The sequence below is a fragment of the Celeribacter naphthalenivorans genome, assembly GCF_020524585.1.
GTDB classification, from domain to species: domain Bacteria; phylum Pseudomonadota; class Alphaproteobacteria; order Rhodobacterales; family Rhodobacteraceae; genus Celeribacter; species Celeribacter naphthalenivorans.
Genome location: NZ_JAIVLK010000004.1, coordinates 80,286 through 93,933, shown reverse-complemented (window position 1 = coordinate 93,933; position 13,648 = coordinate 80,286). Strand labels below are relative to the sequence as shown.

At 54.2% G+C, this 13,648-nt stretch carries 7 protein-coding genes and 2 pseudogenes; 4 read left to right on the top strand and 5 right to left on the bottom strand.

Annotated features, from left to right (window positions below; all coding sequences use genetic code 11):
• Positions 1 to 5 precede the first annotated feature (5 nt).
• Positions 6 to 1,397, bottom strand: coding sequence for an NAD(P)/FAD-dependent oxidoreductase (locus tag LC094_RS09895; protein ID WP_226552432.1), 1,392 nt, complete (start codon positions 1,395 to 1,397; stop codon positions 6 to 8).
• Positions 1,397 to 2,884: an aldehyde dehydrogenase family protein gene (locus tag LC094_RS09890; protein WP_226552430.1), complete on the bottom strand. Its 1,488-nt coding sequence runs from the start codon at positions 2,882 to 2,884 to the stop codon at positions 1,397 to 1,399. The genes LC094_RS09895 and LC094_RS09890 overlap by 1 nt, the downstream gene beginning before the upstream one ends.
• Positions 2,885 to 3,040: 156 nt before the next feature.
• Between LC094_RS09890 and LC094_RS09885 the strand changes: the two genes are divergently transcribed.
• The 3 genes from LC094_RS09885 (at position 3,041) to LC094_RS09875 (ending at position 10,104) form a co-directional block, all read left to right on the top strand.
• Positions 3,041 to 5,833 carry a LuxR C-terminal-related transcriptional regulator gene (locus tag LC094_RS09885; RefSeq protein ID WP_226552429.1) on the top strand — a complete coding sequence of 931 codons (2,793 nt, stop codon included), beginning with the start codon at positions 3,041 to 3,043 and terminating at the stop codon, positions 5,831 to 5,833.
• Between the two features lie 540 nt (positions 5,834 to 6,373).
• Positions 6,374 to 8,437 carry a hydantoinase/oxoprolinase family protein gene (locus tag LC094_RS09880; RefSeq protein ID WP_226552427.1) on the top strand — a complete coding sequence of 688 codons (2,064 nt, stop codon included), beginning with the start codon at positions 6,374 to 6,376 and terminating at the stop codon, positions 8,435 to 8,437.
• The gene (locus LC094_RS09875) at positions 8,434 to 10,104 is read left to right on the top strand and encodes a hydantoinase B/oxoprolinase family protein (RefSeq protein WP_226552425.1); all 1,671 of its coding nucleotides are present in this window, start codon (positions 8,434 to 8,436) and stop codon (positions 10,102 to 10,104) included. Before LC094_RS09880 ends, LC094_RS09875 begins: the two co-directional genes overlap by 4 nt.
• 495 nt (positions 10,105 to 10,599) lie before the next feature.
• Here LC094_RS09875 and LC094_RS09870 read toward each other — a convergent pair.
• Positions 10,600 to 10,763, bottom strand: a pseudogene (locus LC094_RS09870) (transposase domain-containing protein); the annotation flags it as partial.
• On the opposite strand from LC094_RS09870, the pseudogene LC094_RS09865 reads away from it, so the two are divergent.
• Positions 10,760 to 11,536 (top strand): annotated as a pseudogene (locus LC094_RS09865) (IS3 family transposase); the annotation flags it as partial. The pseudogenes LC094_RS09870 and LC094_RS09865 overlap by 4 nt on opposite strands.
• A gap of 307 nt (positions 11,537 to 11,843) precedes the next feature.
• Here LC094_RS09865 and LC094_RS09860 read toward each other — a convergent pair.
• Positions 11,844 to 12,566: an SDR family NAD(P)-dependent oxidoreductase gene (locus tag LC094_RS09860; protein ID WP_226552423.1), complete on the bottom strand. Its 723-nt coding sequence runs from the start codon at positions 12,564 to 12,566 to the stop codon at positions 11,844 to 11,846.
• Positions 12,567 to 12,576: 10 nt separating this feature from the next.
• Positions 12,577 to 13,332, bottom strand: coding sequence for an SDR family NAD(P)-dependent oxidoreductase (locus LC094_RS09855; RefSeq protein ID WP_226552421.1), 756 nt, complete (start codon positions 13,330 to 13,332; stop codon positions 12,577 to 12,579).
• Positions 13,333 to 13,648 lie beyond the last annotated feature (316 nt).

The window sequence follows — 13,648 nt, the reverse complement described above, 5'->3', positions numbered from 1 at the left end:
GAGCGTCACGATCCGAAACCGATCCCGATCCGGTCCATCAATTTCAGCAAACTGGAGCGCCGACCGTTTTCGTCTTCTTTGGCCAAATCCGCTTGCGCCCAGCGGATCGCCAAATTACGGAACGGTTCAGGCGGAAACGGGACAGGCAGGCTGCGGGTCATACGAAGCGAGGTGCGCTCGGTTTCCGCACCCTCCAGCAGATCAAGCATTGACAGCGCGGCAAATCGGCTGGCGGTGACTCCTTGCCCCGTGAAGCCGGCAGCATATGCAACTCGTCCGCCCATGGCCGCCCCCACGAAATGAGTGAGCCGAGCGGAGGTGTCGATTATCCCGCCCCAAGCATAGCTAAATTTTACGTCGGAAAGTTCAGGGAATGTCGCCAGGAAGTTCTGCTCAAGCTGCGCATAACTTTCATACCGATCCAGCAGCCCGTCATTCCGTTTACTACCAGCGTAATAGATGGCGTCGTATCCGCCCCAGAGAATACGATTGTCTTCGGTCTTCCGTGAATAGTGAAATTGGTTGCCACTGTCCGCAACACCATAGCGCCCCTGCCAGCCGATGGCAGAAAGTTGATCCGACGAGAGCGGCTCCGTCATGATGCTATAGTCAAAAATCGGAATGATCGTGCTGCGCAGCCGACCCAGCAATGGACGATCCGCATTGCTCGCTAATACGACCTTTCGAGCAAGTACATAATCATTTTGTGTCGTGAGCTGCACACGATCCGCGCGCTGTTTGATGTGATCGACCCACGCGCCTTCGAAGATCAAAATACCCCGTTCTATACACGCTCTGGCGAGCCCAACGACCAACTTTGCCGGGTTCACATAGGCATAATTTGGCTCGAACAAACCAGCGGAATAACGAGGCGTGTTAACCCATCCGTCTAGTTCGTTCCCGCTTAGAAAGGTGCCCTCAATTCCGAAATCCTTGTAGGTTTCGGCCATGGAAGCAAGCCCTTCGGACTCCCAAGGCGTTCGAGCAAGATTGAGTTTGCCACTGCGTTCGAATTCAGCGTCAATCTCGTATGTCGCAAGGTCATCTTCCATCTGGTTAAGATTTTCGCGCCCAAGTCGGATCAGCTTTTCCGCCTCACTGGGCCAACGCGTGACGGCATTCATAACGCCGTGAGAAATTGACGGCGCCGCAAATCCACCTGAGCGCCCGCTGGCCGCCTGAGCCAACTTGCGCCCTTCGAGTACGGCGATGCGGGCATCCGGATAACGTTCACGCGCCTTCAAGGCCGCCCAGAGACCTGTGAAACCGGCTCCGACAATCGCAATATCACAAAGCAACTCACCATTCATTGAGGAGGCTGTCACCGGGGGTGTCGTGGTATCAGGCCAAAACGGCGCGAAGCGCACACCTTCGAACCGTTGCGAAAGCTCTTTCATCACGAGACCTCGGCCCCTTGATACCAGCCCCAATCTTGCGTGTGTTCGAAACGTGTTATCTGTTTGGTTTCGAGGTAAGCTTCATAACCTGCCCGCCCAAGCTCCCGACCAATTCCTGAGGCTTTGTACCCACCCCATGGCGCCTGAACGAATGTAGGCTGCGAACAATTGATCCAGACGATCCCGGCGCGCAGCTTTGCGGCCACCCGGTCGCAAAGGTCTAGGTCATCCGACATTACAGCTGCGGCCAGCCCAAAAGGACTGTCATTTGCCAATTCAATCGCTTCGGCTTCGGTTTCAAAGGAGTTGAGACAAACGACCGGCCCAAAAATTTCGTCGCACCAGATTTCCGCATCGTAAGGCACATCGGTATAGATGGTGGGCGCAATATAATAACCGCGATCGAGTCCCTTTGGCCGCCCCCCACCCGTCAGAAGAGTTGCCCCTGAGTTTCGCGCGCGCTGCAGGACGGCCAAGATCTTGTCGTATTGGCCCCGCGAGACAATAGGCCCAAGTTTGACGCCCTGATGAGTTCCAGGTCCAATGACGATCCGTTCTGTTTCCGCCTTTAGTCGGGCGATCAGCTTGCGGTAGATCTTTTCATGCACCAAGACCCGAGAGGTTGCGGAACACACTTCGCCCTTGTTCCAGAAAATCCCAAACATGATCCATTCGACAGCTTTGTCGATCTGACAATCATCAAAGACGATCAGCGGAGATTTCCCCCCAAGTTCAAGTGAAACCGTGCGAATGCCGACAGACGCCGCTTGCATCACTTTCTCACCGGTTACCACCGAACCCGTGAAAGCAATTTTATCTACAAGCTTATGTGCGGTCAGTGCAGCGCCTGCGCTGTACCCCATTCCCGTGACAAGATTGAATACCCCCTTCGGCACACCGGCGGCATCAATGATCTTGGCCAACTCGTAACATGTCAGCGAACACAACTCAGAGGGCTTCAAGACAACGGTGCAGCCGGCGGCGAGCGCAGGGGCAAGTTTCCAAACAGCCATCAGCATTGGAAAATTCCAAGGAGTGATCGCAGCCACAACGCCGACCGGCTCTCGCCGAATTGCGCTCTCGAAGCGGCTGTCTCCGACATCGACGAGTTGACTATTCTCGCCGGCTTCGGTCTCAATCATCTCGGCATAGTATTCAAAACAAAAAGCGGCATCCTCGATGTCCCACTTGGCCTCGGGCAACGGCTTGCCGTTATCCTGGGTCTCAAGTCGCGAAAGCCTGTCTAGGTTCTCGATGATGCCTTGCGCAATTTTCCGCAAAAAGGCCGCACGGACGATGGGAGAGAGCCCGGACCAAACACCGCTGTCAAAAGCACTGCGCGCTGCATGGACGGCACGATCTATGTCCGAAGCGCCACCAGAGGCTACGGCGGCAAACTCTTGTTCGGTGGCGGGATCCACGGCAGGAAAAGTAGCACCGTCGTCCGCAGGGCCAAACGTACCATCAATGTAAAGCTCTGTTTGCATGTTTCGTGCCCCTTCACTTCCGATACCTGTTGGGGGACGGTAGCGGGGTAGGAAGCCGGAGCAGCCACCCTTTCGGGTGGTCGGGCTATTTTTCATCTAGCGTAAGGTGCCATTCACCATAGCAAGGCTAGGATGCAACACTAAGGAATTGGCTTGATGCCGAAAAATTCGAAGGTGCCAACAAACGACTTTGTTAGGCCCAAAGGCATATCTGAAACACCGAGGCTTCCGTCTACCAAACGGGCGATATCACGGCCGGAGTTGATCGAGGAGTTCGAGAAAGCGTCAAATCGTCGCCTGATCGTTCTTTGCGACATCGCCGGGTCTGGAAAGACCACAGCCGTTCTTGAATGGGTCAACACCCGAATAACCTTAGGAGATCATATCGCTTGGCTCGGTCTGACCACCGATGACAACGACTTGAACAACTTTTTGTTCAATCTTTGCGACATCTTTGAGCAGCTTGGCGCCCCATTCTCTAAGAATACGAAAAACCTACTTATGTCCGCACCGGTTTCTCCGACGAAATCCGTCCTCGGAAACCTTTGCAAAGCCATTTCAAGTTTCGACCAGCGGATCATTTTGGTGTTGGATGACTTGCAGTCCATCAAGAGCTCCACAGTAAAAACTGCGATCGAATGGTTTGTGCATAATGCGCCGGCATCGGTGCAATTCATTTTCACCACTAGGGAAAAAGTAGAGCTAAAGATATCTCGACTGCGCGCGCTCGACCAAGTCTTTGAGTTCGCCCGAGGGGCCCTTCGGTTCACAACCCCAGAAATACGCACATTTCTGGAAACACAGTTAATGAACGCCGAATTTACAAATGACGACATTGATCAAATAGAAAGCCTGACGAATGGCTGGCCCGTAGCGCTTCAATTCATTGCACTGTCTTACCGACAGTCAGGCAATCCGGATCCCAGAAAACTGATTACAAACACATCAGGCGGCCTCTTCTCCTTTCTCAAGGAAGACGTTCTGGAAAGAATGGCAAAAGAGGATGCCAATGTTCTAGTTTACATGGCTTGCCTGCCTAAAATTTCTCCGGAAGCAGTTACAGCAATGACTGGGCTACAAAATGCGGAAGCAAAGCTTGTTCAGCTTGCCGATCTGGGTTTTTTGCGAGTGGAAAACTCAAATGAATTTCGCTTTTTTCACCCACTATTCCATCAGTTCCTAGAAAACGAACTGGCAAAGATAGACACAACCGAGCTGCAGGAATTGCGCGACCGAGCATCAGAATTCTATCTGCGCAAAGGCGACTACCAAAATGCGATGGACCAACTGATAAAGGCGAGCAATTTCGACAAGACAGCGCAGATCCTTGAAACCGAAGGGATGAACCTTCTACGGGCAAGCCGCATTCAAGAGTTGAGTGTGCTTCTGAAGAAAGTTCCAAAAGAAGTTCTGAATGCAAGCCCGCGGCTTGAAATGTATTGGATTTGGATCTTGTTTCACTTGCCGCACACCGACATCGCCATGCGTAGGTTGGTCACATTTAGGCGTAAGGTGAGAAACGGTCAGCTCACCGCTGAGCGCCTCGGACTTAGCGATGACGAATTAGAAACAGAGCTGAGAGTACTAACGGCCGGTGTTTTGAGCGCGAATGGCAGGTCTGCTTTGGCTCGGCAATCAGTACTGGCGTCGATGCGTGCACTGAGGCACCGGACGGACTTCAAAAAGGGAACACTCTTCAACATTCTCGCATATAGCGAGATCATTCTCGGTGATGTCTCAGCCGCTCGGGAGGCAAGTCGGCTTGGGTATGAAAATCACAAGCGAGATGACTCAGTGTTTGGGGTTGCTTACGCTGAACTGTTGGCCGGGGTTTCTGAGATCGAATTGTGCCGACCATACAAGGCCGCCAATTCGCTCCGTCGTGGGGTGGACTATGTCATTCAAAATGTTGGCCCCGGATCTTACCCGGAAGCGCTTCTTTCCATGGCAATCGCCGAAACGCACTATGGCTGGAATCAACTTGAAGACGCTGAAAGTGTTTTGAGACCAGTTTTGTCTGTGGTGCGAGAAAGCGGATCACTCTTGTTCCTGCAACGTGCAGCTTTGCTGGAAGCAAAGCTGCACATGGCAACGCAAAAAAGCAAATTGGCGCTGCAGACACTTAACGATTTGGAAGCGAAGGGCGCTAGGTCGTTTCCGTTGTCCATGCGGCACTGCATCCTAGATGAACGCGTCAGAATCTTACTGGCCAACGACGACGTGGTTTCCGCACGAATTGCCCTCAAGACCGCCAATATTGATCCAGACGAACCCAGCACTGTCCCTGTGGAGAACCTGACAATTGGCGCCATATCAGCACAACTGGCCAAATCCCGTCTTCTGATTGCCGAGGGCCGATTTGACGAGGCAGTTTCCACGCTCGAAGTATTGCGCGAAGATGCCGTGGCGCGTGAGCGCCAAATGACGCTGATTACAATCGAAGGTCTTATCGCTATCGCGTTGCACAACAGCGGCGCGCGCCTCAAGGCTGCAGATATGCTTATGGAGACGATGAGGGTCGTTTCGTCTGAAGCAGTCGCCAGATCACTCATTGATCTCGGACCGGAAATTGCCTCTATTTTGACGGACGCTCGGGATAAGTTTCGCCTTATAGATCGACGCCCGGACCTAATGACATATTGCTCAAGTCTCATCAGATCCTTTGACGCGCGACCGGAAGCGGTCACAGCAGCCCCCGACAGAGATAACACCGGTCGAGTGCCATCCGAGCCAGATCTTTTGGAACCATTGACTGGACGAGAAGAGCAGATTGCTCAGTTGCTCGCAGACGGCAACACAAACCCACAGATTTCCAAAGAGCTCTCGCTCTCGGTAGATACTGTGAAATGGCACCTGAAAAACATCTTTCAAAAGCTAGGTGTAAGCAACCGAACACAAGCGGTTATCGCCCTGACAGGGCAGAGATCCTTCCTAGAGGACGAATTTTAGGCAGCCTTTTTTTCGCTTGCTACCTCAGCCTACCCTATGGGGTGGGGCTAACCATGAGGACCTCCCATAGGTTTTAATTTAAGCCAAGGGGGATCATTATCGATGAGGAATTCATCAACAGCCTTTTATTGCGATGACGCTTTATTCGGGAACATTGCCGGATCCGCTGACACGTTCTCTAAGCCAAGCGAGTGCGTAAGGCTAAGCGTGTCCGAGGCTGTGCCTCAGACTAATCGCAAATCGCGCGATATCTGCCAGTATACCAGACGTCTGCCCCTCCGCCTCGCACCCTATTTCACCGTCGTCGCCGAAGTAGATCGCCCGGCCGGCGATGTGCCGCTTTGCCAGAATGTGGCGCCTCCAAAATCACGCTTTGCGCAAACCAATTATGAAGTCCCGGCAATTAGGCAGAGCGCAGCCCACCCTACCCAAAAAATCAAACCAGAAGTTCGAGAGTTGCTTACCGAATAGCCAAGCGCCTTGACCACAAAAACGGTGCCAAGTGGCTCCGGGAAAGAAGGAAGAAATGAGGAATAACAAATGAAGTATCTTGCAGCAGATGTTGGAGGTACGTTTACCGACCTCGTGCTCTACGACGGAACCACTGGGCGACACTACGTAGACAAGGTGCCCTCTGGCCGTAGAGGCACGGCGGAACCGATTGGGGACGGCATCAAACAGATATTGGAGCAGGCTGGCCTCGACGCTGGCGATATCGACTTGTTCGTGCACGGATTTACCGTTTCGACCAATGCGTTGTTGATGGGCACGGGCGCCAAGGCGGCGCTGGTGACGACCAAAGGCTTCCGCGACGTGCTTGAGGTTCGAAATCAGCTGCGCCCGAAACTCTATTCGGTGACAACCAACCGCCGCGATCCAGTCATCCCTCGGAACCGGGTATTTGAGATCGACGAACGCGTCGACAGTTTCGGTAATGTGCTGGTTCCACTTGAGGAAGCTGAAATCGATCGACTGGTAGAGGATCTCAAAAAGGCCGACCCAGCTGCTATCGCAGTCTGTCTCACTTTTGCGCACCTAAATCATGAACACGAAAAACTAGTCGCGGAACGACTAAAACAAGAAATGCCCAACATCCCTGTCTACGTATCGCACGTGGTCAATCCGCAGATCGAAGAATGGCCGCGCGCCAATACCACGTCTATTGCTGCGTACGTTGGCCCAATCGTTAACGGCTACATCAGCCAGCTTGAAGAAACGCTGGAAAAGGTCGGGCTAAAAGCCTCATTGCAGATTATGCGCAGCGATGGGGGCGTTGGCACGCCACACGCCAGTCGAGATAACCCAGCTCACACGCTTCTATCCGGTCCCGCGGGCGGAGTCGTGGCGGCTGCGCAGCTGATCGGCCAACTGAATATCAAGGATGCGATCACCTTTGACATGGGCGGCACCTCAGCGGATTTCTCGGCCATTGTGGACGGGGAAGCACGCGTAATCGACGAGCGCTCGGTTAGCGGCCACCCCCTGCGGCTCCCTGCTCTGGATGTGGAGACAATTTCCGCAGGCGGCGGTTCGATTGGTTGGATCGATATGGGGGGCGCGCTGCGCGTTGGTCCAGACAGCGCAGGATCTGTTCCAGGCCCGGCCTGCTATCCCAACGGCGGTGATGAGCCGACTGTTACGGACGCGGCTGTCGTGCTTGGTATGCTCGACCCGGACACCTATCTCGGCGGCCGAATTAAGCTGAACATGGATGCTGCGAGAAAGGCAATCAACGACAAGATCGCGTCGACTATGGGAATTTCCGTCGAAGAAGCTGCTTTGGGGATTGTTCGTATTGCGACGGCAAGCATGGCTCAGGGCATTCGCGCCCTTTGCGTGGAACGTGGCGTTGACCCGCGGCGTTTCTGGCTGATTGCATTCGGCGGTGCAGGCCCTCTGTTCTCTGGCTTCTTGGCGCGAGACTTGGAGATGCAGGGCACTATCGCTCCGTCTCACCCCGGTGTCTTTGCGGCTGAAGGCCTGCTGATGAGTGACATTCGCCATGCCACCCAAACTCCTATCCGCATGCTCGCCGATGGGCCGCGCGGCACAGCGCCGTTCGCGGAGGAGGCCGAGAAACTTCGCGAAACCACAGCCGCGCTTCTGGAGGGAGACGGCATCCCTAAAGAAAAGCGAAAGTTCCGCTTCCTCGCAGGTATGCGATATGTCGGGCAGTTCCACAGATTGTCGGTACCATTGGAAAGCGGTTGGTTGACCGACTGGGACGCAGAAGCCGTCAAAGCACGCTTTCATGAAAACCATTTGGCCATCCATGGTCATTCAGCTCCCGAGACGCCGGTCGAATTGGTGTCACTACATGTAGAGGCATTGGGCGAAATCGACCGCCCGTCAAACCTCGCAACGTCTGCGGCTAACTCAGGGGGCATCCCCGTGCCGAATGGAACCCGCCAGGTTATGTTTGATGCGAGCGAAGGCTTTGTGACGGCTTCGACCTATGAGCGAGCCAAATTGCCGATCGGCGCCAAAATTCATGGCCCCGCCATCATCAACCAACTTGATTCAACGATCGTGGTTGCCCCGGATGAGCTCGTCAGCGTCGAGTCCGAGGGCAGTCTGAAGATCATGCAGGAGGCCGCACAATGAGTGATAAAATCGACCCGATCAGCCGTGACGTTTTTCAATATGAGGCCGTAAGCGTCGCTGAAGAAATGTCCATGGCTCTGAAGCGCTCGGCTTTTTCTTCGATCATCTGGGACATGTTGGATTATGCCTGCGGCATCTTGGATGTGCATGGCAACACAATTGCTCAAGCAGAAACGATCCCAGCTCAGCTTGGAATTATGCCGACCGCAGTAAAGCGGATCTTTGATGTCATTCCCCTTTCGGACTGGAACGAAGGTGATGTCATCATTTGCAATGATCCGTACTTCGGCTGCACCCATACGCTGGATATCGTGCTGTTCAGCCCAGTCTACTTCGAAGGTGAAATCATCGCCATCGCCTCGACTGTGGCGCACCATATCGACCTTGGCGGCAAAGTGCCGGGAACTGAGGCAGCAGATGCTGTGGAAATCTTCGAAGAAGGCCTACGCTTCCCACCGCTAAAGGTCATGGATCAAGGCAAACCAAACGAAACTATCTTCGCCATGATCAAACGCAACGTGCGCGATCCTGAGGCTTGCGCAGGCGACTTGCGTGCACAAATTGCAGGGTGCCGGATGGGCGAACGGCGAATGAAGGCGCTCGCCGAACGCTATGGTGCTGGGCGGCTTCAAGCGCTGATTGAGGCCAGTCAAGACTACGGGGAGGCTTATGTGCGAGCCGCATTGGCCAATGCGGAGCGGCGCGAATTCAAAACTTCAATCCTTATTGAAGATGACGCCTCAAGTGATGAGCCCATGCAAATTGTCGTTCACGCAAAAATCGAAGACGATTATTCGCTAACGGTCGATTTCACTGGAACCAGCGCCCAACGTCAGCATGGCATCAATTGCCCTGTCGCGTCCGCGATCGGCATGACTTCTTATGCAGCGAAGGTAATTTTCTCTCCCGACGTGAACCAAAATGAAGGCTGCAATCGGCCCCTGAACATCATCATTCCGGAAGGATGTTTTCTAAACCCGATTTCGCCCGCGGCTGTATCAGTGCGTCACCTCAGCCAACAAGCTGTTGGGGATGCGGTTCTAAAGGCTCTGACCCCCCTGCAAACCAAGAACGCTTCGGCCGGATGCCACGTGTCATTCCCAACATTTACCGCGGGTGGCGTCGATGATCGAGCCGAGGCCCTGACCTACGACGGCGAGCATCCATATTTCGTCATCTGTGACATCATTAGCGGAGGAATGGGTGGTCACCGAGGTGGAGACGGGCTTAGCGCAATCGACACGCATGGAGGCCATTGTGCGATCCTGTCGGCTGAAGTCATGGAAACCATGAGCCCATTCCGCGTGTTGTCGACAAAGCTTGTCCCCAATTCTGGCGGCAATGGTAAGTTTCGAGGTGGCCTTGCCATCACCCGTGATTACGAAGTGTTGAGCTCAACGCTGACACTTTCAGGATACTTGCAGCAGACCGGTCCAGAAACCGCCGCTTGGGGGTACGCCGGTGGATCAAACGGCGCGCCTGCTTCTGCCGAACTCATTCCGAATGGCGCACCATCCGAAAAGCTAAAGTCGAAGTTCGTCGGCCTCAAGATGCGGAAAGGCGACGTCATTCGTTTGACCGGATGTGGCGGAGGTGGCTGGGGTGATGTAGCCCAGCGAGATCCCGATCTCGTTGCCTCGGACCGTGCTGCCGGGTTCATCGAGTGACACCAAGCCGGCATGCGAAGGCAAATTGGGTTTTCCGCTTGTAACGTCCTTATAGCGCAGAGTCTTGACGCGGTTAGGCAAGACAAGCTGATGCCCTCTGTTTTCGTGTGCCGCAAAAGTCGCGCACCCGCATCTTGACGTGATCCAGATCTGGTCGACGTCACCCAAAGGCTCTCCGCTGTCGTTGCGATTGAAAGTGCGCAGCGTAAGCGAAAGTGGGAGGTCTTGCACGATTTAAGCAAAGAAGGTTTCTGGCTCATCATTGCTGCTCAAAAAAGCGGAAATGGGCCAGAAACTCGGCGCGACCTTAGCCGATGCGGGCGGTCCTGCCTTGTTTCAGCCCAGTCCGGCGCTCTTTTCAAAGCTGCCTAGATCAGCGAAACTTGCGTCTGCGCCAACAGAACCTGCCTCGGGGATGAATTTTCGGAGTGTCGATATCCATGAAAACCGCCAGTTCGGTTGCTCGTCCGGAGTAGGTCGCAAGCGGTGCGCCGATCACACGTTGCTAGTGCAATTCCAAGGCAGAAACTCATTGATGTGCGCTTGTGTGTGCCCTGGGCGATGGCAGTCAGAACACCGGTCAGATAGCCATGCGGCTCGATCCCGTTGAGTTTGCAGGTTTCGATCAGCGATGCGATGACGGCCCAGTTTTGTGCGCCAGTACGGCCGCTACGGCTACCGTCGCATCGCGGCCCTGCTGAGAGAAGCGGGCTGGGAGGTGAACGACAAGCGGGTGGAACGGCTGTAGCGGCGTGAGGGGCTGAAGGTTCCCAAGAAACAACCGAAGAAGGGGCGGCTCTGGCTGAATGACGGATCTTGTGTCCGTCTCCGACCTGAGCATCGCAATCATGTCTGGAGCTACGACTTCGTTCATTGCCGGTCGGAGGACGGAAAGGTCTTCCGTACGCTGAACATCTTGGATGAGCACAGCCGGGAGTGCCTCGCGATTAAGGTGAAGCGTCGGTTGAACTCGGGAGATGTCGTTGATGCATTGAGCGACCTGTTCATCCTGCGCGGCGTACCGTCGTTCATACGCTCCGAGTTGCCCAATGAAGGCGCCATTGGTTCGAGCTTAATGGGCGACGGTCCCGAATTTGTCGCTCAAGCGGTTCAGGAATGGATCAGCGCGGTTGGGGCAAAGACGGCTTACATCGAACCCGGGTCGCCCTAGGAGAAAGGATACTGCGAAGGCTTCAATAACAGGTTCCGCGACGAACTACTCAATGGCGAGATCTTCTACAGTTTACAGAAAGCCCAGATTCCGATCGAACAATGGAGGAAACACTACAACACGAAACGACCGCATAGTGCGTTGGGCTACCGCCCGCCGGCCCCAGAAACCATCGTCCCGATGGACCCGAGGCCGGTTATGCACTTACACTCAAACCGGACCACTCAGGTGGGGCTGACCAAGACGACCCAAGCATTTTGACAATATCCTACTCCTCTGAAAGCAGCACGTTCTCCATTCTTGTCTCCGCACGCTCTCGCGCCAGTTTCTTCGGCAGGTCAGGCGGAAACTGGTGGTCTACATCGCTACCCGAAGTCGAAAGTACGGTACAGTTTCACAACGATCCCTACTCCGTCATCAACGAACGCAGCACGCATTCTTCTGCGTGCGTGGCAAAGCAGAACTCACACTCAATCAGATGACACCGACATTGCGTTGATCGCAGGCCTCCGAACATGCGGGAATTCAAGATTCATAGATCGCACCAAGGCAAATTTGCGAAAAACACTCATGACATATAGCCGCCGTCAACAAGGATATCGCTGCCAGTGATATATCTCGACTGATCGCTCGCCAAAAACAATATAGCGTTTGCTATGTCCTCTGATTGACCGAGTACCCCCAGCGGAACACGCGCAAGCAACTCTTTTGCTTGATCAGGGTTGTTCTCGTAGAACATAGGCGTGTCGATAATTCCCGGGCAGACAGTGTTGACGCGTATTCTCCTCGACGCGAGTTCGCGAGCGGCTGAACGTGTCATGCCACGAACACTCCATTTTGCACCTGTGTAACCAATCGACCCCTCATCGCCGACCATGCCGCCGATCGATGATACGTTTATGATGGATGCGCCATCACTCAACACCGGAAGAGAAGCTTTCATCCCCCAGAAAGTACCGAATTGATTAACGTCCATAATCCGGGAAAACCCCTCGGCTGTTTCAGCATCCAGTGAGGCAGGCGCATAAATGCCTGCGTTGTTTACCAAGACATTCAGTTTGCCGGCTTCAGTCGAAATCCGTTCTATGGCATGAGCCCACTGGCTTTGACATGTCACATCTAGTTCCAGAAGATTACAGCCCTCCACCTGGGGCTTTGAGCGATCACTCGCGAAAACGGTTACACCTTGCGCAACAAGCGATTTGCAGATGGCGTCACCGATCCCACCTCCCGCCCCCGTCACCAAAGCGGTGCGCCCCTTTAAACATGGATAAGTCGCTATGACAGACATGGTTTTCTCCCTATTGCGCAGTGTAGCCACCGTCCACCGCCAGAACCGCTCCCGTAACAAAACTCGCTGCGTCGGACGCTAGAAAAGCAACAACCTGAGCCACCTCGTCAGGATCCGCAGCGCGTCCCATCGGCGTTGCCCGCCGCGTGGCTTCGTTCATCTCATCAGGTTGAGCGCGCACCATCTCGGTATCGACCAGCCCAGGGCAGATCACGTTTGCCCTCAAATTTGCTCCAGCGTGAGTCACCGCGATGTTTCGGGTCATATTGATGACTGCCCCCTTGGATGCATGATAGGAAAGCTGATCCTGACCCCCAACCAATCCCCAAACCGAAGAGATATTAACAATCGAAATTGCGTGTCGTCCCAATCCAAGTCTGGCAATAGTCTGCATTCCAAGCATGACCCCTGTCTGGTTAACTTCGCAGACGAAATTCCAGTCCTCCAACGCCAAGTCGACGACGTTGTCTTTGGATGGATCTCTTGGTCCGCCCACACCCGCAGAGTTCACCAAAATGTCTAACGTTTGCTTTGAGGCATTAAGGTCGGCACAAAGCTGACCCCAAGCATCAACACTTGTGACATTGAGCGGACGATAGCTAACCGATCCATTCGGCGCGTCATAGCTGGGCACTTTGTCGTGTATATCGGTCGCAATGACTTTGGCGCCTGCTTTCGCTAAAGCAACCACGCAAGCGCGACCGATCCCGCTCGCTGCGCCGGTCACAAGAGCACAACGGCCACCGAGCTGCATTTTTTCAATCATAGGGGGGTCCTTGAGTCTATTTTTCGATTATTTATCGGACTTTAACGGGCGCATCCATGCCGCCGGAATTCGACCTTATCGGTCTATATTCACAGTGCGAAGGCGACAGGTTTCGCGCCTTCCCGGACCGGGCATTCGAGCACCTCCGAAGGCTCGAACGCTGAAGATCTAGTGATGGAGAACAGCTATTATCTAGCGATAATCTTTGAGTAAACTTGACAGCATGTAACTCACACTCCAAGGCGCAACAACTTGACCTTCGGCTCATCCCTGCCAGCCAGGAAGCGCCAACCAAACTGCGCACCGCATAGATATC

Coding starts and splice junctions, on each gene's coding strand:
- LC094_RS09890 (WP_226552430.1), bottom strand. CDS start 2,884: ATGCAAACAGAGCTTTACATTGATGGTACGTTTGGCCCTGCGGACGAC.
- LC094_RS09895 (WP_226552432.1), bottom strand. CDS start 1,397: ATGAAAGAGCTTTCGCAACGGTTCGAAGGTGTGCGCTTCGCGCCGTTT.
- LC094_RS09860 (WP_226552423.1), bottom strand. CDS start 12,566: ATGTCTGTCATAGCGACTTATCCATGTTTAAAGGGGCGCACCGCTTTG.
- LC094_RS09880 (WP_226552427.1), top strand. CDS start 6,374: ATGAAGTATCTTGCAGCAGATGTTGGAGGTACGTTTACCGACCTCGTG.
- LC094_RS09875 (WP_226552425.1), top strand. CDS start 8,434: ATGAGTGATAAAATCGACCCGATCAGCCGTGACGTTTTTCAATATGAG.
- LC094_RS09855 (WP_226552421.1), bottom strand. CDS start 13,332: ATGATTGAAAAAATGCAGCTCGGTGGCCGTTGTGCTCTTGTGACCGGC.
- LC094_RS09885 (WP_226552429.1), top strand. CDS start 3,041: ATGCCGAAAAATTCGAAGGTGCCAACAAACGACTTTGTTAGGCCCAAA.